The 19507-nt window shown below is 72.5% G+C and carries 14 protein-coding genes and 1 tRNA gene; 12 read left to right on the top strand and 3 right to left on the bottom strand.

Annotated elements, in window-relative coordinates; translation table 11 throughout:
• The first annotated feature begins 116 nt into the window (after nt 1–116).
• From P696_RS0122565 to P696_RS52820, 4 genes are all read left to right on the top strand, one after another.
• Entirely contained in the window at nt 117–1007 is an 891-nt protein-coding gene (locus P696_RS0122565; RefSeq protein WP_026414114.1) for an alpha/beta hydrolase, read from the top strand.
• A 59-nt stretch (nt 1008–1066) separates the two neighbouring features.
• Entirely contained in the window at nt 1067–2029 is a 963-nt protein-coding gene (locus P696_RS0122570; protein WP_342669034.1) for an aldo/keto reductase, read from the top strand.
• Nucleotides 2026–3276 carry an alpha/beta fold hydrolase gene (locus P696_RS52815; RefSeq protein WP_026414116.1) on the top strand — a complete coding sequence of 417 codons (1251 nt, stop codon included), beginning with the start codon at nt 2026–2028 and terminating at the stop codon, nt 3274–3276. The genes P696_RS0122570 and P696_RS52815 overlap by 4 nt, the downstream gene beginning before the upstream one ends.
• Nucleotides 3277–3360: 84 nt before the next feature.
• On the top strand, nt 3361–3948 hold the full coding sequence (locus tag P696_RS52820; protein ID WP_026414117.1) for a recombinase zinc ribbon domain-containing protein: 588 nt from the start codon (nt 3361–3363) through the stop codon (nt 3946–3948).
• Between the two features lie 5 nt (nt 3949–3953).
• Here P696_RS52820 and P696_RS0122585 read toward each other — a convergent pair.
• Nucleotides 3954–4039, bottom strand: a tRNA-Leu gene (locus tag P696_RS0122585).
• Between the two features lie 127 nt (nt 4040–4166).
• On the opposite strand from P696_RS0122585, the gene P696_RS0122590 reads away from it, so the two are divergent.
• From P696_RS0122590 to P696_RS0122600, 3 genes are all read left to right on the top strand, one after another.
• Nucleotides 4167–5474 carry a M20/M25/M40 family metallo-hydrolase gene (locus P696_RS0122590; RefSeq protein WP_425394161.1) on the top strand — a complete coding sequence of 436 codons (1308 nt, stop codon included), beginning with the start codon at nt 4167–4169 and terminating at the stop codon, nt 5472–5474.
• Between the two features lie 143 nt (nt 5475–5617).
• Nucleotides 5618–6433 carry a hypothetical protein gene (locus P696_RS0122595; RefSeq protein WP_026414119.1) on the top strand — a complete coding sequence of 272 codons (816 nt, stop codon included), beginning with the start codon at nt 5618–5620 and terminating at the stop codon, nt 6431–6433.
• 381 nt (nt 6434–6814) lie between these two features.
• Complete coding sequence (locus P696_RS0122600; RefSeq protein ID WP_170026553.1) at nt 6815–9490, top strand: chaplin family protein; 2676 nt, start codon at nt 6815–6817, stop codon at nt 9488–9490.
• Nucleotides 9491–10083: 593 nt separating this feature from the next.
• Here the strand turns inward: P696_RS0122600 and P696_RS0122605 are convergent.
• The gene (locus P696_RS0122605; protein WP_026414121.1) at nt 10084–10269 is read right to left on the bottom strand and encodes a DUF5703 family protein; all 186 of its coding nucleotides are present in this window, start codon (nt 10267–10269) and stop codon (nt 10084–10086) included.
• 288 nt (nt 10270–10557) lie between these two features.
• Between P696_RS0122605 and topA the strand changes: the two genes are divergently transcribed.
• From topA to P696_RS0122620, 3 genes are all read left to right on the top strand, one after another.
• Nucleotides 10558–13299 (top strand): type I DNA topoisomerase, encoded by a 2742-nt coding sequence (gene topA, locus P696_RS0122610; RefSeq protein WP_026414122.1) that lies wholly within the window; start codon nt 10558–10560, stop codon nt 13297–13299.
• 28 nt (nt 13300–13327) lie between these two features.
• Nucleotides 13328–15553: a dTMP kinase gene (gene tmk, locus P696_RS47380; RefSeq protein ID WP_245627771.1), complete on the top strand. Its 2226-nt coding sequence runs from the start codon at nt 13328–13330 to the stop codon at nt 15551–15553.
• Between the two features lie 406 nt (nt 15554–15959).
• On the top strand, nt 15960–17159 hold the full coding sequence (locus tag P696_RS0122620; protein WP_026414123.1) for a DNA polymerase III subunit delta': 1200 nt from the start codon (nt 15960–15962) through the stop codon (nt 17157–17159).
• Nucleotides 17160–17335: 176 nt separating this feature from the next.
• Here the strand turns inward: P696_RS0122620 and P696_RS0122625 are convergent, their stop codons facing one another.
• Entirely contained in the window at nt 17336–17956 is a 621-nt protein-coding gene (locus tag P696_RS0122625) for a YciI family protein (RefSeq protein ID WP_245627772.1), read from the bottom strand.
• Nucleotides 17957–18020: 64 nt separating this feature from the next.
• On the opposite strand from P696_RS0122625, the gene P696_RS0122630 reads away from it, so the two are divergent.
• Nucleotides 18021–18512, top strand: a complete 492-nt coding sequence (locus P696_RS0122630) for a low molecular weight protein-tyrosine-phosphatase (RefSeq protein ID WP_026414125.1) — start codon at nt 18021–18023, stop codon at nt 18510–18512.
• 31 nt (nt 18513–18543) lie between these two features.
• Nucleotides 18544–19413 (top strand): fructosamine kinase family protein, encoded by an 870-nt coding sequence (locus tag P696_RS0122635; protein ID WP_034486291.1) that lies wholly within the window; start codon nt 18544–18546, stop codon nt 19411–19413.
• Nucleotides 19414–19507 lie beyond the last annotated feature (94 nt).

A 19507-nucleotide genomic window follows, 5' to 3' on the forward strand; every position in this document is an offset into this window, starting at 1 on the left:
CCCCGACAGATGACGCACACGCTATCGAGCCACCTGCCGGATCTGTGAATCTTCTCCGCAGTAAGCCGCGGCACAAAAACACCATTTGTGCACGCCCGAGCGTAAGGGGATTCGTGATGCCGATAGAGAAGGTCGAGTTCAGCAGCGACGGCTACCGGCTGGCCGGTGACCTCTACCTGCCCGAGCCTGGGGCCGAGCGGGGGGCGGTGGTGCTGACCGGGCCGTTCTCCGGGGTGAAGGAACAGGTCACCGGCTACTACGCGGATTGGTTCGCGCGGCGCGGATACGTGGCCCTGGCCTTCGACCACCGCAACTGGGGCGGCAGCGAAGGTGAACCGCGCCAGCACGAAGACGCCTCCGCGAAGGTGTCCGACCTGCGGAACGCGATCGGCTTCCTGGCCGCCCGGCCGGAGGTCGACTCGGAGAGGATCGCGCTGTGCGGGGTGTGCCTGGGCGGGATCTACGCGATCCAGCTCGCCGCATTCGACCCCCGGGTCAAGGCCGTCGCGCTGATCGCGGCCGCCTACAACAGCCCCAAGCTGATCCATGACCGCTTCGGCGCGGAGAACTTCGCGGTTCTGATGGCCCAGTTCGCACAGATAGCGCAGCGGCAGTCCGACACCGGGGAGATCGAGTACTGGCCCGCGGTCAACCCCGAAGGCATGCCCGCCGGGAACCCCGGCCCGGAGCCGTTCGAGTACTACGGGACCGGGCGCGGGGCCTGGCCCGGGTGGGAGAACCGCTGCACCGCGCTGTCGGTGCTGCAGGAGCTGACGCTGGACGTCGACTCCTACCTTCCGCTGGTCACCGCTCCCTTGGTGATTGTGCACGGCCGCGGCGACCAGGCCATTCCCGTGGCCGACGCCGAGGCCGCCTTCGCGACGGCGCCCGAACCCAAGGAGCTGCTGCTGCTCGACACCAGCAACCACATCGAGTTGTACGACGACGACCGTTACGTACTGCCGGCCATCGACCGGGCCGTGTCCTTCTTCGAAAAGAGCATGTGATGCGTTACCGACTGCTGGGCCGCACCGGGCTACGAGTCTCCGAAGCGTTCCTGGGCGCGATGACCTTCGGACAGGACTGGGGATGGGGCGCCTCCGTCGAGGAGTGCCGGAAGATGTTCACCGCCTACGCCGAAGCGGGCGGGAATGTGATCGACACCGCCAATCGGTACACCGAGGGCAGCAGCGAACAGATCGTCGGGGAGCTGCTCGGCACCGACCGCGACCGCTTCGTGCTGTCCACCAAATACACCGTGACCATGGACGGCACCGACCCCAACGCCGGCGGCAACCACCGCAAGAACCTGGTCCGTTCGGTCGAGGCCAGCCTGCAACGGCTCGGCACCGACTACATCGACCTGCTGTGGGCGCACATCTGGGACCCCAACACGCCGATCGAGGAGACTATGCGGGCTCTCGACGATCTCGTACGGGCGGGCAAGGTGCTGTACACCGGGATCTCCGATGCGCCTGCCTGGCTCGTCGCCCGTGCGAACACCATCGCGGAGTTCCGCGGGTGGACGCCGTTCGCGGGGCTCCAGTTGCCCTACAGCCTCCTCAAGCGCGACATCGAGCGGGAGCTGCTGCCGATGGCCGCGGCTCTGGAACTGTCGGTGGCCGCGTGGTCGCCGCTGGCCGCCGGCGTCCTGGCGGGCAAGTTCACCCGGACCGGCGCCGACGGTCCCTCCCGAGTCGACCGGGCCGCCGTCTCCGAACGGGACCTGGCCATCGCGCGGACGGTGGACGCCGTGGCCGACGAACTCGGTGTGTCCTCATCGCAGGTCGCCATCGCGTGGACGCGAGCGCACCGGCCCTGGGTCCACCCGATCCTCGGCGCCCGCAACCTGGAGCAGTTGACCGACAATCTCGCGGCGGTCGATCTGGAACTGCCCGAAGAGGCGGTGACCCGGTTGGACGAGGCCAGCACGATCGAACTGGGCTTCCCGGTGGAGTTCATCGCGGACACCGCCGATTTCGTCTACGGGCCCAGCGGAAAGCTGGTCGATGGCAGGAGCCTCCTGTGAAATCTGCCCGTCGTGCCTTCCGGACCAGAGGCCGCCTGCTCTCCGCAGCCACCGCGGTCGGTGCCGTCCTGGCCACCGTGCCCGCCACGGGCGGGTATGCCGACGGCTGCGATCAGGCCTGCCAGATCGGCTGGGCCTGGGCGGCCCAGCGGCAGAACACCCTGCCGCGCACCGCCTTCTACGATGCACCCCGCCCACTGCCGTGGGCACCGAGCGGGACCCTGATCCGCGCGGAGACCACCTCCGACTACGTGGTGGAGAACAAGCCGGTCAAGGCCGTCCGGGTGCTGTACCACTCCCGTGACTCCCGGGGCCGCGACGTGGCGGTCTCCGGCGTCGTCCTGGTGCCGCATGACCGGCCGCGCCCGGTGGGCGGCTGGCGTGTCGTGGTCGACGCACACGGAGCCAGCGGCATCGGGGTCGACTGTGCGCCGTCGCTGATGCGCGACCTCTACCACGGCGACCAGATGGTCCGCTTCCTGGAGCAGGGGTACGTCGTCGTCGCCCCGGACTACGCGGGTCTGGGGACGACCGGTCATCCGGAACTGGTGAACAAGACCGCTGAGGCCGAGGACATCGCCGGGGCGGTGCGGTCCGCGCGCCAGGCCGTGCCAGGTCTGGCACGTGGCTGGGTGCTGTGGGGGCACTCCCAAGGCGGCGGCGCGGCCTTGGGCTTCGCCGAACGCCAGCTGAAGCGCCCAGAGCCGGGCTACCGGGGGGCCGTCGTCACCTCGCCCGCCGCCGATCTGCCCACGCTCGCCGCCCATGTCGCCACGACCGTCCCGTACGGCGGATTCGCTCCGCTGCTGGCCCAGGGTGCCGCCTACGGCAACCCGAAGATCGACGTCGGACGACTGCTGACCCCGGCCGCCCTGAGTCGCCTGGACGCCGCCCGGACGGGCTGCCTGGGCGTGACCACCGCGGTGTACACGGATCTGACCGGGGCGGCGCTGGTCCAACCGGACTACTCCGGCGACCCGCGCTTCACCCGATATCTGCGCGACAACAGCCTCGGCCACGAGCGAGTCGCCGGCCCGGTGCTGTTCCTACAGGGCGGCGCGGACACCGTCACCCCCGCATCGGTCAACGCCAAGGTCGCCGCCGGACTCCGCAGAGCGGGCTCCCAGGTCACCTACCGCGCCTACGACGGCCTGGAGCACGACACCTACGGAACCGCGACCGGCATCGACGACGGCGCGATGCCCGACATCCTCGCCTGGGTCAAGGCCCGCTTCGCCACCCGCTGAACGATGACGGCTCCACGGCGGCGACGGGCGACCACCACGGCGGACTTCCAGGACCAACAGACGTCTCACAGCTGGCAACGAGAGATGGCCGAGACGCTGATCATCGGACACGGAACGATCGTGGCGGACTTCTTCGACGTGGGATGTTCGCGACGGCTTCCGTGGGCGAATTCCGTGGGCGAAGCGCCCTCGGGCCGCCGACCTGCTCACCGCCCGACATCCCAGAAGATCGCGCATGCGCCTCTGGTCAGCGAGGAGGACTTCGTCGCCGCCCAGGCCATCCGCACTGCTCGTCCGGCCAAGGACGGCACCGTGCGTGAGTACCTGCTCGCAGGCCTGATGCGCTGTCGCGTCCGTGGGCGGCGCATGGACGCGCACTGGGTCAACGACCACCCCGGCTACCGCTGCCGCCACGGCCACAACAGCGCCAAGCCCCGACCATCACACCGGCCGAGGAATCTCTACATACGCGAGGACCGCATGCTCACCGCCCTCGGTGAGCACCTCCCCGGACGCCCGCCCGAGATCGCCGATCACCTGCGCGACGAACTCCTGACCATCGTCTGCGACACCGCCACCTGGACGCTCGCCCACGCCGACAACGCACAAGGCCCGATCCAAACCGATCTCCTCGACCAGTTCGAACCGGGCCCACACCCCTTCATGGGGTAATTCGGTGTCCGAGGGGGGACTTGAACCCCCATGCCCCGTAAAGGGCACTAGCACCTCAAGCTAGCGCGTCTGCCTATTCCGCCACCCGGACCGGTGTGGCGCCGCAGCTCTCGGCTGCAGCGGCGGGCTTCACTGTACCAAAGGTCGGGAGTCGCGGCGAAGTCGATCGTGGGGGCACCATGGTCGGGTAGGCGCGAGCACGGATGAGGGTGGTTGTCGTGGGTCTGCCGGGTGCCGAGGACGAGGTCGTCCGGATCTGCCAGGAGCTGATCCGGATCGATACGAGCAACCCGGGTGATCACTCGGGGCCGGGGGAGCGGGAGGCGGCGGAGTACGTCGTCGGGCAGCTCGAGGAGGTCGGGCTGCGGCCCCGGGTCTTCGAGTCGCATCCCGGACGGGCGAGCGTCGTGGCGAGGATCGAGGGGGAGGACCCCACGCGGGACGCGCTGCTGCTCCACGGGCATCTGGACGTCGTCCCGGCCCAGGCGGAGGACTGGACGCACGACCCGTTCGGCGGGGAGATCGCCGACGGGTGCGTCTGGGGCCGCGGGGCCGTGGACATGAAGGACATGGACGCGATGATGCTCGCCGTCGTCCGGCAGCGGCTGCGGGAGGGGCGGCGGCCTCCGCGGGACGTGGTGCTGGCCTTCCTCGCGGACGAGGAGGCCGGCGGGACGTGGGGAGCCCAGTGGCTCGTCAAGGAGCATCCGGAGCTGTTCGCCGGGTGCAGTGAGGCCGTCGGGGAGGTCGGCGGGTTCAGCCTGACCGTGCCCGGCGACAAGCGGATGTACCTGATCGAGACGGCGGAGAAGGGCCTCGCGTGGATGCGGCTGACCGCCGACGGGACGGCCGGCCACGGGTCCATGGTGCATCCGGACAACGCGGTGACGGCCGTCGCGGAGGCCGTCGGACGGCTCGGACGGCACGAGTTCCCGATCCGGCTCACCAAGACCGTCCGGGCGTTCCTGGAGCGGGCGTGCCTGGCGTACGGGGTGGAGTTCGACCCGGAGAACCCTGAGCGGTGCCTCGCGGAGATCGGCCCGCTGGCGCGGATGATCGGCGCGACGCTGCGGCACACGCTGAATCCCACCCGGCTCGACGCCGGATACAAGACGAATGTCATTCCGCAGAGCGCGACCGCCCAGGTGGACGGACGTTTCCTGCCCGGTTACGAGGATGATTTCTTCTCGACCGTGGACGAATTGCTCGGACCGGACGTCCGCCGTGAATTCGTGCATCACGACCAGGCCGTCGAGACCGAGTACGACGGCGCGCTGGTCGCGGCCATGGAGGCGGCCCTGATCTCGGAGGACTCGGGCGCGCTGCCCGTCCCGTACTGCCTGAGCGGCGGGACGGACGCCAAGGCGTTCGCCCGCCTCGGCATGCGCTGCTTCGGCTTCGCGCCCCTTCGACTCCCCCCGGAATTGGATTTTTCCGGAATGTTCCATGGCGTCGACGAGCGCGTTCCGGTGGACGGACTGCGCTTCGGCGTGCGCGTTCTCGACGACTTCCTTGATCGCTCCTGAGAATTCCCGCGGAAGTGCGCGGAATGGGGGACGTCCGTGCGCTCCGTGGTGCTACGGTCACCATTCGTAGAGAGCGGCTTGACCCGCTCTTTGCGTCGTCCGGAAGTCGTGTCTGGACGGGGTGACCCTGGCAGGAGGAGCTCGTGGACCACAGCGCGGCGCGGACATCGGCGGTCACCGCCGTGCTGCGTCGCGTGGTCGCCGTCCGGGCGGTCCACCGGCTCCTCCTGCTGGCCGGGCTCGTCGTCGCGGGCTGGCTGATCGGCGGGGCCGCCCAGGCGTTCGCTGACACCGCGTCCCACCAGGGCATGGCGACCGCGTCTCCGCAGGGGGCGGCGGTCGTCCCGGCGAGTGCCGCCGGGCTGCTGCGTGCGCCCGGCGGAATCGTCCAGGGCGCGTCGGCGGTGCTCAGGGGCCGGGCTCCGGTTCCCGCAGCGCTCGCCGCTGTGCCCCACGGCCGGACGGTCGTTCCGCTGCCCGGCCACCCGGTGCCGAACATCACGCCGACGCCGCGTCCGTCCGTGCCGCCCGCTCAGAACATCCCGGGGCGGGCGACGAACGGTGACCGTCCGGGGGCGGAAGGCGAGATCGTCGTCACGCCCGCGGAACGTCCCGGCCGGACGGCCCCGGCCCGCCCCAGCGCCATCACGCGGCGCATCGCGGCGAACGGCACGGGCTTCGCCAAGGCCGCCCGCGCCCACGTCCGCAGGAGTGCCTCGCGGACGGTCTGGCGCGGCCCGGACAAGCCGGTCGCACCGGTTCCCGCCCCCGCTCCGGCGCAGGCCACCGGGGCCTCGGCCCCCGCGGCCGGTCCCGTCCTGTTCGGCGGGTTCGGCGGGACGCTTCTCCGCCGCTCCTGGACGCCCCGCCGTCCGGGCGCGGTGCTTCTCCGGGCCCTGAACGAGGTCCCGCCGGCCGTGCGCGGCGCGGCGGACGAGCCCTCGTTCGCCCCTGACTGATCACTGATCTCCGGCGCCCGGCCCGAGCGGCTCGGGTCGCGCCGGGACGTGGCCGCCGCGAGCGGCACGTCACCCCCCGATCGAGCGACGCGTCCCCGGCGCGGGCGTGAGCCCGCCCAGGCGGCCGCCGAGCTCGACAGAACCCCGGCGAAACCGACACCGACCGTCCGGCCCGGACGAGCGTTCCGCACGCCTGCCCTCCCAGCGGCCGTGGACGCGCCGTCCGCCGGTCCGAACCCGCGGACCGGACACCGGCCGGCGGACGGGGCGGACGGTTCCGCAGGGAGACGCGGCAGGCGCGGCACGGTCCGCGCGCCGCGGCAAGCAGTCCGACCTTCACCAACGAAGATCCTCGAACGGAGCATCATGCGAACGTGGGCCATGGGTACCGCTCGTGCCGCCGCTCTCACCGCGAGCTTTGTGGCACTGGGCGCCAGCGTCATCCCCACCGCTGCGCTGGCCGACACCACCGACGGCACCGGCAGCGTGCTCGGCGGCAACCAGATCAACGCGCCGGTCTCCGCGCCGGTCGACATCGGCGGCAACGCGGTCGCCGTCGCGGGCCACGCGAAGGGCCGTGAGAGGGGCGGCGCGACCGTCCACAACGGCCCGGACGGCGGCGGGCAGAAGACCTCCGGACGCGGCGGAGTGCTGTCCGGGAACCAGGTGCACGCCCCCGTCTCCGCGCCCGTCAACGCCTGCGGCAACGCCGTCGCGATCCTCGGCGAGGCCGACGCGGGCTGCAAGGGCGGCGCGACCGTCCACAACGGGCCGGACGGCGCCCCCGGCGGCCACCACCACGGCCGTCCGGGTGGCAAGCACCACAAGCCCGGTCGCGGACACGGCAAGAAGGACAGCGGCAAGGGCGGTCACGACAGGACGGGCGGCAGCGGACGCTCCGGACACGGCCCGAACGGCGGCGGACAGACCACGTCCGGCGAGGGCGGCGTCGGCTCCGGCGACCAGGTGGACGCGCCGATCTCCCTCCCGGTGGACGCGTGCGGGAACGCGATCGCGATCCTCGGCGTGTCCGAGGCGCGTTGCGTGGGCGGCGCGTCCGTCCACAACAGCGGCGCGGACGGGCAGAAGACCCGCGGCAAGGGCGGCGTGCTCGCGGGCAACCAGGCCCACGCGCCGGTGTCCGCGCCGATCGACGTCTGCGGCAACGCGGCGGGCGTGCTCGGCGAGGCCCACGCCGGATGCAGGGGCGGCGCGGCCGTCAAGAACGGTGGCCACACCGGCGCCGGGCAGCGGACGTCCGGCAACGGCAGCGTCGGCGGCGGCAACCAGGTGGACGCCCCGATCAGCCTTCCGATCAGCGCCTGCGGCAACAGCGTCGGCAACGCGCACGCCTCCTGCCACGGCGGTGCGTCCGTCCGGAACGGCGGCCACGGGTCGGGGCGGCAGACGACCAACGGCGACGGCAGCGTCCTCGGCGGGAACCAGATCAACGCGCCGGTCTCCGCGCCGGTGAGCGTCTGCGGCAACGCGGTCGGCGTGCTCGGCGAGGCGGGCGCGCACTGCGCGGGCGGCGCCCACGTGCGCAGCAGCTCGGGCGGCGGCCAGCACACGTCCGGGGAGGGCGGCGTGCTCGCGGGCGACCAGGTGAACCTGCCGATCTCCGCACCCGTGAGCGTCTGCGGCAACGCCGTCGCCATCCTCGGCGAGGCGAACGCCGCATGTGACGGCACCGCCACGGTGTTCGGCCCGAAGGGCTCGGGCGCGCACACGCACACGGACGGCCCCGGCGGCGGCTACACCCCGTACAGCCGGGCGAACACCGACGCGCGGCGTCCTGTCCCCGCGCCGATGCCGGGCCTCCCGCGCACGGGCCCCGGATCCGGTCTCGGCGCGGGCTCGCTGCCGGTCAACCCCGGTTCGGCCCTGCCCGCCCTGCCGAAGCTCCCGGTCGCGGGCAACCTGTCCAGCCTTCCGCTGGTCTCCGGGCTCCGCCCCGGCTCCGGCAAGGCCGGACTGCCGGTCGGGTCCGCCCTCCGCTCCCGCTCGGGCCTGCCGCTGGCGTCCACGCTCCCGGCGAAGTCGGGTCTCCCGTTGGCGTCCACGCTCCCGGGCAAGTCGGGTCTGCCGGTCATGTCGGGCCTGCCGTCCACATCCGGGCTTCCGCTGGTGTCGAGCCTGCCGTCGACGTCCAAGCTGCCGCTGGTCTCCAGCCTTCCGCTGACGTCCGGCCTGCCGGCGAAGCCGGTCTCGCCGAGCAAGCCGGTCTCGCCGAGCAAGCCGGGTTCGCTGACCAAGCCGGGTTCGCTGACCAAGGCCGGGGCGGCGGGCAAGTCTGGCCTGCCGGTCGTCTCGGGCCTGCCCGTGGCGTCCAACCTGCCGCTGGGGTCCGGGCTTCCGCTTCGGAAGGCGCTGCCTTCCACGGCCGGGCTGCCGGTGCCGTCGGGGGTTCCGTCCGTTCCGGGCGCGTCCAAGCTGACGGCGCTTCCGGGCCTGTCGCAGCTGCCCGCCGCCCCGGCCTCGCTGGGGACGCCGCTGTCGCGCAGCCGCACCCGGGGCGGGCCGGTTCCGACGGTCCCCGGCCTGTCGCAGCTGCCCGTCCAGACCGGCCAGCTGCCCGTGCGGCTGCCGCTGGGGGCCGCGCGGACGCCGTTCGCCCCGTCCGGGTCGGCCGTCCCGCAGGTCGGCGCGCTGACCCGCGGCCTGCCCGCCGCTCCGGTGGCGCTGCCGGGCCTGCCCGTCCCGTCCGCCCGGCGCAGCACCCACGTGTCGGGTGACGCCGTGTCCCGGCTGACCGGCGTCAAGCTGCCCGTCGCGGACGCGCTGCCCGTGTCCGGCGACCTCAACACCCCGCAGATCGGCGGCGTGACGGACAAGGCCCCGGTCAAGGACCTCACCCAGCTGAAGGGCCTCACCCAGGTGAAGGACCTCACGCAGGCCACGGACCTGACGCACGTCCGGAAGACGGCCGCCGAGGAGTCGGTCACCAGCGGCACCCACGCGGACTCCACCTGGGTCCTGGGCGCCGCCGCGGTGCTGACGGCGCTGTCCGGCGTGCTGTCGCTGGGCCGCCGCGTCCGCCTCTTCCGGCGGGCCTGACCGCTCGTGGACGGGGGCTCCGGCTCCCGTCCACAAGCGCGTCCGCGTCCGGACGGGCAGTTTCCGAGGTTTCGCCCTCGGACGAGCCGCCCGCCTCCGGACCGCACAGACGCTTTGCCCGTCCCGGAGGCGCGGTCTGGGGCGGGCAAAGCCCTGTTCAAGAAAGGTTCCCGTTCCCGGTGGTGTCGCCGGGGTCCGGAAGGGCTTGCCGCGAGGCGGGGTCGTTATCCCGGAATGGGGAGTGAGGTCTCACACGGGCGGTTTTGTCGTCGTGGTACGCGGAGAGACTCGTCCGGGTAGGGGACGTGACCGAGGGACGCGACCGAGGACGTGGGGGAGCGATGCGACCGGGGGCGCGTCCGAGGGACGTGTTCGAGGGCGGGATCGAGGGGCGTGACGCGCCGGACGGCGTGGCGCGCGGCGGAGGGGACGCGGGAGACGCGATGAACGGGGGCGGACGCGATTATGATTACCGGGCGTCAAAGGATTCGTACTTAGTGCTACGCTCCGGACGGAGTGCGCAGAGGGAGTCAAAGGGTGTGACGCCGGAGGGCGACCCGCCTGGCCTGCGGAAACAGCGCCGGGCCGGACGCCTAGAAGGTGCGCACCTGGCGAATGATCTTGCGACGCAGTTGGATCCGGCGGCTACCGTCGGGGTAGAGGCGCAGCCGGTCGAGCTCCCAGCCGCCGTGTTCGGCGTGCTCGGTGAGGATCTGCCGGGCGGTGTCACGTGTGGTGCCGCGCGGCAGTCGGAGAACGAGGTAGGTGTACTCCACCATTGCCCCTCATTATGACCCGGCGGTGTCCTGCGGACGTCCGGCCGGCGACGGCTTCGGCGGTGGCGTGGGAGACGGGTCCGGAAGCGGCTCGGGTGGCGTCCCTGTCCGCAGCCCCGGCGGCGACGTGTCATCCTGTGGGAGTTTCACGGCGGCCGTGGGGTGGCGGGGGTTCCCCGGACGGGAAGGCGCGGCGGGGTCCCCCGGGCATGGAAGCGTCGTCGGGAAGCGTTGTGGCGAAGTCGTCACAACGGCGGTGAGTAGAGACCAGACAGCGAGGTTGGAGCGACTGTGCCAGCCAAGAACGGCACTGCGAGGGGTGGCCGGTCCGGGGCCGATGGTGGCACCCGCCTGGTGATCGTCGAGTCGCCTGCGAAGGCGAAGACGATCGCCGGGTACCTGGGCCGTGGCTACGTCGTGGAGTCCAGTATCGGCCATATCCGGGATCTTCCCGGGAGCGCCGCCGAGGTGCCGGCCCGGTACAAGGGCGAGTCGTGGGCCAAGCTCGGCGTGAACGTCGAGCACGGCTTCGAGCCGTTGTACGTGGTCAACGCCGACAAGCGGACACAGGTCGCCAAGCTCAAGAAGCTTCTGGAAGAGGCCGACGAGCTCTTCCTCGCGACAGACGAGGACCGGGAGGGCGAGGCGATCGCCTGGCACCTCCAGGAGGTCCTCAAGCCGAAGGTCCCGGTGCACCGGATGACCTTCAACGAGATCACCAAGGACGCGATCCGGCAGGCCGCGGCGAATCCGCGCGAGCTGAACCTGCGCCTGGTGGACGCCCAGGAGACCCGGCGCATCCTCGACCGGCTGTACGGCTACGAGGTCAGCCCGGTCCTGTGGAAGAAGGTCATGCCGAAGCTGTCGGCGGGCCGGGTGCAGTCCGTGGCGACGCGGCTGGTCGTGGAGCGGGAGCGGGAGCGCATCGCGTTCGTCTCCGCGCACTACTGGGACATCCAGGCCGAGTTCGACACCGGCAAGGGCGTCGACCCGCACCTGTTCAAGGCCGGGCTGGTCGCCGTCGACGGCAAGCGCGTCGCGCAGGGCCGCGACTTCACGTCCGAGGGGACGCTGAAGACCCGCGACGTCCTGCACCTGGACGAGGAGAACGCGCGCGGCCTGGCGGGACGGCTCGCCGGACGGCCCTTCGAGGTCAAGTCCGTCGAGTCCAAGCCGTACACGCGCAAGCCGTACCCGCCGTTCCGGACGACGACGCTGCAGCAGGAGGCCAGCCGCAAGCTGGGCTTCTCCGCCAAGTACACGATGTCGGTCGCCCAGAAGCTGTACGAGAACGGCTTCATCACCTACATGCGAACCGACTCGATCACGCTGTCGGAGACCGCGATCGGCGCCGCCCGGCGGCAGGCCGCGACGTTGTTCGGCGGCGAGTACGTCCCGGACCGTCCGCGCGTCTACACCTCCAAGGTCAAGAACGCGCAGGAGGCGCACGAGGCGGTCCGCCCGGCCGGTGAGAGTTTCCGTACGCCCGGTGAGACTCGCCTGTCCGGTGATCAGTTCCGGCTGTACGAGCTGATCTGGAAGCGCACGATCGCGTCCCAGATGAAGGACGCGGCGGGCCAGTCGGTGTCGATCCGCGTCACCGGCGCGTCCACCGCGAACGAGGTCGCCGAGTTCGGCGCGACCGGCAAGACGATCACGTTCCACGGTTTCCTCAAGGCCTACGTCGAGGGCGCGGACGACCCGTCCACCGACCGCGACGACCAGGAGCGCCGCCTTCCGACGCTGACGCAGGGCGACCCGCTGTCGGCGACGGCGATGGACGCCGAGGGCCACTCGACCCGTCCGCCCGCCCGGTACACCGAGGCGTCGCTGGTCAAGGAGCTGGAGGACCGCGAGATCGGGCGGCCGTCCACCTACGCCTCGATCATCGGGACGATCCTCGACCGCGGCTACGTGTTCAAGAAGGGCACCGCGCTGGTGCCGTCCTTCCTGGCGTTCGCCGTGGTCAACCTGCTGGAGCAGCACTTCGGCAACCTGGTCGACTACGACTTCACCGCGCACATGGAGGACGGTCTCGACGAGATCGCGCGCGGCGAGGCCGAGCGCGTCCGCTGGCTCACCCGGTTCTACTTCGGGGACGGCGAGCAGGGCAACGAGGGCCTGAAGGACCTGGTCGGCGACATCGGCGACATCGACGCCAAGGGCATCTCGTCGTTCCCGATCAAGGGCACCGACATCATGATCCGGGTCGGCCGGTACGGGCCGTACCTCGACCGCGACGGCGCCCGCGTCAACATCCCCGAGGACATCGCGCCCGACGAGCTCACCGCGGAGAAGGCCGAGGAGCTGTTCGCCCAGCCGTCCGGCGACCGCGAGCTCGGCCCCGACCCGGCGACCGGCAACATGATCGTCGCCAAGTCGGGACGGTTCGGGCCGTACGTCACCGAGATCGTCCCGGAGCCCCCGGCCCCGGCCCCCGCGGCGGAGGGCGAGAAGAAGAAGCGCACCAAGAAGGCCGCGGAGGCGCCGAAGCCGCGCACGTCGTCGCTGTTCAAGTCGATGTCGCTCGACACGATCACGCTCGAGGACGCGCTGAAGCTGCTCTCGCTGCCGCGCACCCTCGGCGAGCTGGACGGCGAGCCCGTCACCGCGCAGAACGGACGGTTCGGGCCCTACATCAAGAAGGGCACCGACAGCCGCTCGCTCGGCTCGGAGGACGACCTGTTCACGGTCACCCTCGAGCAGGCCAAGGAGCTGTTCGCCCAGCCCAAGGCGCGTGGACGCGGACGTGCCGCCGCCGCGGCGCCGCTGCGCGAGCTCGGCGACGACCCGGCCAGCGGCAAGCCGGTGGTGGTCAAGGAGGGCCGGTTCGGCCCGTACGTGACCGACGGCGAGACCAACGCGTCCCTGCGCAAGGGCGACGAGGTCGAGTCGATCACCATCCAGCGGGCGGCCGAGCTGCTCGCGGAGCGCCGCGAGAAGGTCGCGGCGGGTGGCGGCAAGAAGAAGACCACCACGACCAAGAAGACCACGACGCCGCGCAAGCGTTCGTCGGCCAAGTCGAGCTCCTAGGGGTGGGCGCGCCGATACCCTGACCGCTATGACCAGTTCGCGTGTTCCCGGCCCGTCGGACGCCGCCTCGTCGCCGCGGTCGGGGGCCGCCACGTCAGCTCGTCCGGCGGGGCCTCCGACCAGCGCTTTCGCGGCCGGCGCCCCGCCTGCGGCCTTCCGGCGGCTCCGGACGGCCCTCGGCGTGTCGGGGCTCGGTCACTGGCTGACCCTGCCCGCGCTCACCGCGATGGGATACGCGGCGGCGACCGATGCCTCGTTCGCCGGGCGTGCTCGCGCAGTCGAGATCGTTTTGTTGCTCTGGCTGCTGCCGGTGCTGCTCCTGCCGGGCGCCGCGGCGGCCCTCGCCGCGCGTCTCGACCGCCGTTCGACGCTGTTGTTCACCGACGCGCTGCGGGCCGTCCTGGTCCTGTCGGTCCCGATGGCCGATCTGCTGATCTCGTCGCTGCGTCCGCTGATCTGGACGTCCGTGGCGACCGTCCTGGTCTCGTTCCTGGGCGTCCTGTGGGCCGCCGCCGCCTCGTCGTCCGCTCGGGCGCTGGCGTGGCCCGAGGGCGACTCCGACCCGCGCGCGCACGAGGCCGGGACGCGTACGGCCGGGGCGGGTGCGACAGACGACCGGACGCGGGCGTTCGAGACCGGGGACGGCAGGACGCGCGCGGATCTGCCCGTCGCCGACGCGCCGTCCACGGGGCACGCGGCGCGCCGCATGGCCCGGACGGTCTTCGGCGTCGCGCCGGTCGCCGCGCTCGTGTTCGTCCTGACCTCGCTGGTCGCTGACGAACTGCTGAATTCCGACGACCGCGTGCACCTCGCGCTGTACGTCGCCGCCGTCGTCTTCGCGCTGTCGGCGATCGTGACGTCCGTCGTCGGCGGGCTTCCGGGTGCGGACGGCCCGGTTCCGGACGCCCCGGTCGCACTGTTCCGGCGGCTCGGTCCGTCCGGAATCCGGGGGCTGCGGTTCGCCGTCGCCGCGTCCGCGCTCCCGGTCGGAGCCGTGCTGGCCGTCGCCCGCGTCCACACGCACGCCCTGCGCGGCGGCGACCCCGGCTACGGGATGATCCTCTGCGCGCTCGCCGTCGGCCTGGCGTCCGGACTGGTCGCGGGGCCGCGCGTGCTGCGCCCGTTCAGCCGCCGCCGCCTCCTCGGACTCTCCTCGATCGCGTCCGCGCTGCTCCTGGCCGTGATCGCGGTCGGGCTGAACCTGGTCGTCGTCGTGTTCGTCGCCGGGTTCCTCGGCGTCGCCGCCGGTGTCGCCTGGGCGTCCGCCGAGGCCGTCGTCACCGACAACCCGCTGCGCGTCCGCACCGGAACCGTCCTGACGCTGGTCATCGCGGCGATCGCCGTCCCGCTCGGCGCGGGCGCGATCGGGACGCGGCACGTCGGGCGCGACTTCCCCGGATCGTCCGCCGCGCTGCTGGCCACCGCCGTGATCGCGCTGGTCGCGGGCCTGATCGCCTACCGCCTGCTGGACGAGCGGACCGGCATCCCGCTCGTCCCGGACCTGGCGGCGGCCCTGCGCGGCGAGGTGTACGTCCCGCCGTCCGCCGCCGCCGCGACCGCCGCGACCCCGCGTCGCGCCCACGAGCGCGGCGTCTTCATCGTCTTCGAGGGCGGCGAGGGCGCGGGCAAGACCACCCAGTCCCGGCTCGCCGCGATCTGGCTCCGCGACCACGGCTACGAGGTCGTCACCACCCGCGAGCCCGGCGCCACCAAGACCGGCATGCGCCTGCGCGCCCTCCTCCTGGACCGCGAGACCACCGGCCTGTCGTCCCGCGCCGAGACCCTCCTCTACGCCGCCGACCGCGCCGACCACGTGGCCAACGTCATCCGTCCCGCCCTGGACCGGGGCGCGATCGTCGTCAGCGACCGCTACGTCGACTCGACCCTGGCCTACCAGGGGTTCGGCCGTCAGCAGCCGGTCGAGGAGATCGCCGCCGTGAACTCCTGGGGCACCGGCGGCCTCGTCCCGGACCTGACCGTCCTGCTCGAACTCCCCCCGGAGACGGGCCTGAACCGCCTCTCCAGCCCGGCCGACCGCATCGAGTCCGAGCCCCACGAGTTCCACGAGCGCGTCCTGTCCGGCTTCCGCGCCCTCGCCGAGGCCGAGCCGGACCGCTACCTCGTCCTCGACGCGAGCCGTCCCGAGTCCGAGATCCGCCGCGAGATCCAGGACCGCATCCGCGACATCCTCCCCGACCCCATCCCCGCCTCCACCGAAGACGCCACCAGCACGTTCCCCGCCATCACCGACTGACCCGTCCCGCCCGCCCGAGCCCGGCCCGCGCCGACTGAGTCCGGCCCGCCCCGGCCGAGTCTGGTTCGCACGGCCGAGTCTGGCTCGCGCCGGTCGAGCCTCAGCTCGCATCGGCTTGACCCGGCTCGCACCGGCTCGCCCGGTCGACCTCAGCAGGCATCGGCTCCCACCGACCGGCCCGGTCGTCACCCGCCTCGCCCTGGCCCTCGCCTCGCCTGATCGGATGGCCGCACGGAGCGTCCGATTGGGCTTTCGCGTCGTCCCTTGGGACCGGGGCGTCCACTTGCCGATGGTTATCCACAACCTGTGGGTAACTTCGCGATGACCTGGCCACCGGGGCAGGGTGGATGTGAGGCATGGGGCGGGACGGCGCCGTGAGGGGAGGTGAGGCCGTAGCCTTCTGTGCATGAGCGTGTGGGACGACCTGGTGGGGCAGGATCCGGTGATCGCGCAGCTGCGGTCGGCCGTGGCGGCGTCCGATGGGTCGTCGTCCGGAGGCGGACGGGCGGCGGGCGGGGGCCGGGCTGCGGGCGGCGGCAAGATGGCGCACGCGTGGCTGTTCACGGGCCCGCCCGGCTCGGGACGATCGGCGGCTGCGCGGGCCTTCGCGGCAGCGCTGCAGTGCGCCGAGACGCCGCGCGGGTGCGGGCACTGCGCGTCCTGCCACCAGGTGCTGCAGGGCACGCACGCGGACGTCGAGATCATCCGGCCGTCCGGGCTCTCCTACGGCGTGAAGGAGACCCGCGAGCTGGTGCTGCGGGCCTCGTCGTCGCCGAGCGTGGGGCGCTGGCAGGTCGTCCTGTTCGAGGACGCCGACCGCGCCACCGAGGCCGCCGCCAACGCGCTGCTGAAGGCGATCGAGGAACCCCCGCCGCGGACGGTGTGGCTGCTGTGCACGCCGTCCCCGGAGGACATGCTCATGACCATCCGGTCACGCTGCCGCGTGGTCACCCTCCGCACGCCCCCGGTCGCCGCCGTGACGGACGTCCTGGTGCTGCGGGACGGCGTCGACCCCGTGACGGCCGAGATCGCCGCGCGCGCCGCGCAGGGGCACATCAGCCGGGCCCGGCGGCTCGCCACCGACGCCGACGCCCGCAGGCGCCGCGCGGAGGTCATGGCGATCCCGCGCCGCCTGACCGGCGTGGGCCCCGCGGTGATGGCCGCCGAGGCCCTCGTCAAAGCCGCCGAGGCCGAGGCGAAGGCGACCACCGAGGAGCTCAACGAGGCCGAGACCGCCGCGCTCCGCCAAGCCCTGGGCGAGAGCGTCAAGGGCCGCATGCCCCGCGGCACCGCCGGAGCGCTGAAGGAACTGGAGGACAAGCAGAAGTCCCGCGCGACCCGCGTCAAGCGCGACTCCCTCGACCGCGCCCTCCTCGACCTGGCCTCCTACTACCGCGACGTCCTGACCCTCCAGATGGGCGCGTCCAGCGACCTCGTCAACACCGAACTCGACCCGGAACTCCGCGCCACCGCGGGCAACGGCACCCCCGAGTCCACCCTCCGCCGCCTCGACGCGATCATGGCCTGCCGCGAGCGCCTGGACGCCAACGTCAACCCCCTCCTCGCCGTCGAGTCCCTCACCCTCGCCCTCCGCACCGGCAACTGATCTCCGGCCTCAGGCCAGCGTCTGCTCCTCGGCGTCAGGAGCGACAGTTGATCCTCGGTCTCAGGACCTGCAGCTGATGCCCGGTCTCGGGCGGCCAGTTGATCATCGTCGCTGTGCGCGGTGACGGTCGGCGCGGCGTGGGTTCAGTGGGACGGGACGGGAGGGGTGTGGCGTGGTCAGCGGCGGCCGCCGAAGGTCCAGGCGTGGACTTCGATGTCGGCGTAGCGGTCGGTGGTGAGGACGGCGCGGGCGGCGGCCTCGTCGGTGGCCCGGACGAGGGCGGCGGTGCCCACCCAGGTGGTCCCGTCGTCGGAGTAGAGGGGGCCGTAGGCGACCAGGTCGTCCTGGTCGGCCGGGACGTCGGCGTCGACGGGTTCGCCCTCGCCGAGGCCGAGCACGAAGAAGTAGGCGCCGGTGTCGCGGTCGCCGGGGAACTCCCACATGGTGCGGCCCAGGCGGTTGTGCCAGCGGCGCAGCAGGACGTCACGGTAGGCGCCGGCCTGGTAGCAGGGCTCGTCGAAGGCGAACGCGCGGGCGGTGACCGCGTCGGGCAGGTCCACGATGTGGACGCTGCCGAAGAGCGTGTCCTCGTCCTCGGTGCCGAACACCGGCCCGCGCGCGATCATCTGCTCGCCGAAGCGGTCCATGTAGGACCAGTGCGCCTCGAGGAGCGCCTTGCGCAACGGCAGTGAGCCGACCCGGTCGCGGTGGTAGCAGAAGAACTCCATGAGCTGGTCGACCTCCATGACCTGGATGTGGTTCCCGCAGCGTAGACGCAGCGGCCCTCCGGTGATCAAGGAGTTTTCCCAGGGCGGACGGACCCGGTGCGAACGGGGCGCGCTGGACGGGCAGGATGGGGGGATGCCGTATCGCGTCACGTTCGTCTGCACCGGGAACATCTGCCGCTCCCCGATGGCCGAGGCGGTGTTCCGCCACCACGCGGGCGAGGAGGGCCTGGACGTCGAGGTCGACAGCTCCGGGACGGACGGCTGGCACGCGGGCGATCGCGCCGACTCGCGCACGGTGGCGGCGCTGCGCCGGTCCGGATACCCGTCCGCGCACGTCGCGCGGCGGTTCGAGCCGCACTGGTTCGGCCGGTACGACCTGATCATCGCCCTGGACGGCGGGCATCTGGCCGACCTGCGCGGCATGGCCCCGGACGCCGCGTCCGCCGCGAAGATCCGCCTGCTGCGCGAGTTCGACCCGTCCACCGGGGCCGACCCGTCCACCGGAGCCGATGTTCCGGACCCGTACTACGGCGGGCGGGCCGACTTCGATCACGTCTTGGGGCTGGTCGAGGCGGCGATGCCCGGTCTGCTCGACGAGGTCCGCGCCGCGCTGAAAGATCGCTGAGAGTTTCGTGCGCGGCGGGCGGCCCGGCGGGATGCGTGAGCGGCTGGAGGAGTTGCTCGGGGAGCGCGTCGCGGACGTCCACGACCTCGGGACGAGGCATGCGTGGTCGCTGCACCGGGTCGTCCTCGGCGAGGGACGCGAGGTGTTCGTCAAAGCGCTCGAGGGCGACACGGGCGGCCCCGAGGGAGTGTTCGCGGCGGAGGCGGCGGGCCTGCGCTGGCTCGGGGAGGCCGGGAGCGGGGTGCCCGTGCCCGAGGTCGTGGCGGCGGACGAGCGGACGCTGGTCCTGCCGTGGCTGCCGTCCGAGCCGCCGACGGCGGACGCGGCGGAGCGGTTCGGGCGGGCGCTCGCCGCGATGCACGCGGGCGCGCCCGGCGCGTTCGGCGCGCCCTGGGACGGCTACATCGCCGATCTTCCGCTCGACAACACCCCGGACGAGACCGCGGACGGGCGATCCTGGCCCCGCTGGTACGCGCAGCGGCGGCTGGAGCCGTTCCTGCGGCTGGGCGCCCGGCACCTGAGCGGGACCGAGATCCGGCTGATCGAGAAGGTCATCGAGGACATCGAGGAGCTGGCAGGGCCGCCCGAGCCGCCCGCGCGGATCCATGGGGACCTCTGGTCCGGGAACGTCCACTGGACGGGCGGCGGCGCGACGCTGATCGACCCGGCCGCGCACGGCGGCCACCGGGAGACCGATCTCGCGATGCTCGCGCTGTTCGGATGCCCCGCCCTGGAGCGCGTCCTCGCCGCCTACGACGAGGTTTTCCCGCTCGCGGACGGCCGCCACGAGCGCGTGCCGCTCCATCAGCTCCACCCCCTGCTCGTCCACGTCGCCCTGTTCGGGGGTTCGTACAGCGCCTCCGCGGCCGAGGCCGCGCGGGCCGCCCTCGCCCTGCGCTGACCCGCCCGGTGAGCAGGGTGGACGTTCAGGAAGCCTTCAGTGTCGCGTGATGCCGTCAAATCCGTAATCATGTCCGTTTGTCGCAGGAGAGCAG

This window comes from Actinomadura oligospora ATCC 43269, from assembly GCF_000518265.1.
GTDB classification, from domain to species: Bacteria; Actinomycetota; Actinomycetes; order Streptosporangiales; family Streptosporangiaceae; genus Spirillospora; species Spirillospora oligospora.

Excerpts from the sequence above, each read along its gene's own strand:
- P696_RS0122570 (WP_342669034.1), top strand. The coding sequence starts at position 1,067 with ATGACCTTCGGACAGGACTGGGGATGGGGCGCCTCCGTCGAGGAGTGC.
- P696_RS0122635 (WP_034486291.1), top strand. The coding sequence starts at position 18,544 with ATGCGTGAGCGGCTGGAGGAGTTGCTCGGGGAGCGCGTCGCGGACGTC.
- P696_RS0122630 (WP_026414125.1), top strand. The coding sequence starts at position 18,021 with ATGCCGTATCGCGTCACGTTCGTCTGCACCGGGAACATCTGCCGCTCC.
- tmk (WP_245627771.1), top strand. The coding sequence starts at position 13,328 with ATGACCAGTTCGCGTGTTCCCGGCCCGTCGGACGCCGCCTCGTCGCCG.
- P696_RS52820 (WP_026414117.1), top strand. The coding sequence starts at position 3,361 with ATGGCCGAGACGCTGATCATCGGACACGGAACGATCGTGGCGGACTTC.
- P696_RS0122600 (WP_170026553.1), top strand. The coding sequence starts at position 6,815 with ATGGGTACCGCTCGTGCCGCCGCTCTCACCGCGAGCTTTGTGGCACTG.
- P696_RS0122605 (WP_026414121.1), bottom strand. The coding sequence starts at position 10,269 with ATGGTGGAGTACACCTACCTCGTTCTCCGACTGCCGCGCGGCACCACA.
- P696_RS0122620 (WP_026414123.1), top strand. The coding sequence starts at position 15,960 with ATGAGCGTGTGGGACGACCTGGTGGGGCAGGATCCGGTGATCGCGCAG.
- P696_RS0122565 (WP_026414114.1), top strand. The coding sequence starts at position 117 with ATGCCGATAGAGAAGGTCGAGTTCAGCAGCGACGGCTACCGGCTGGCC.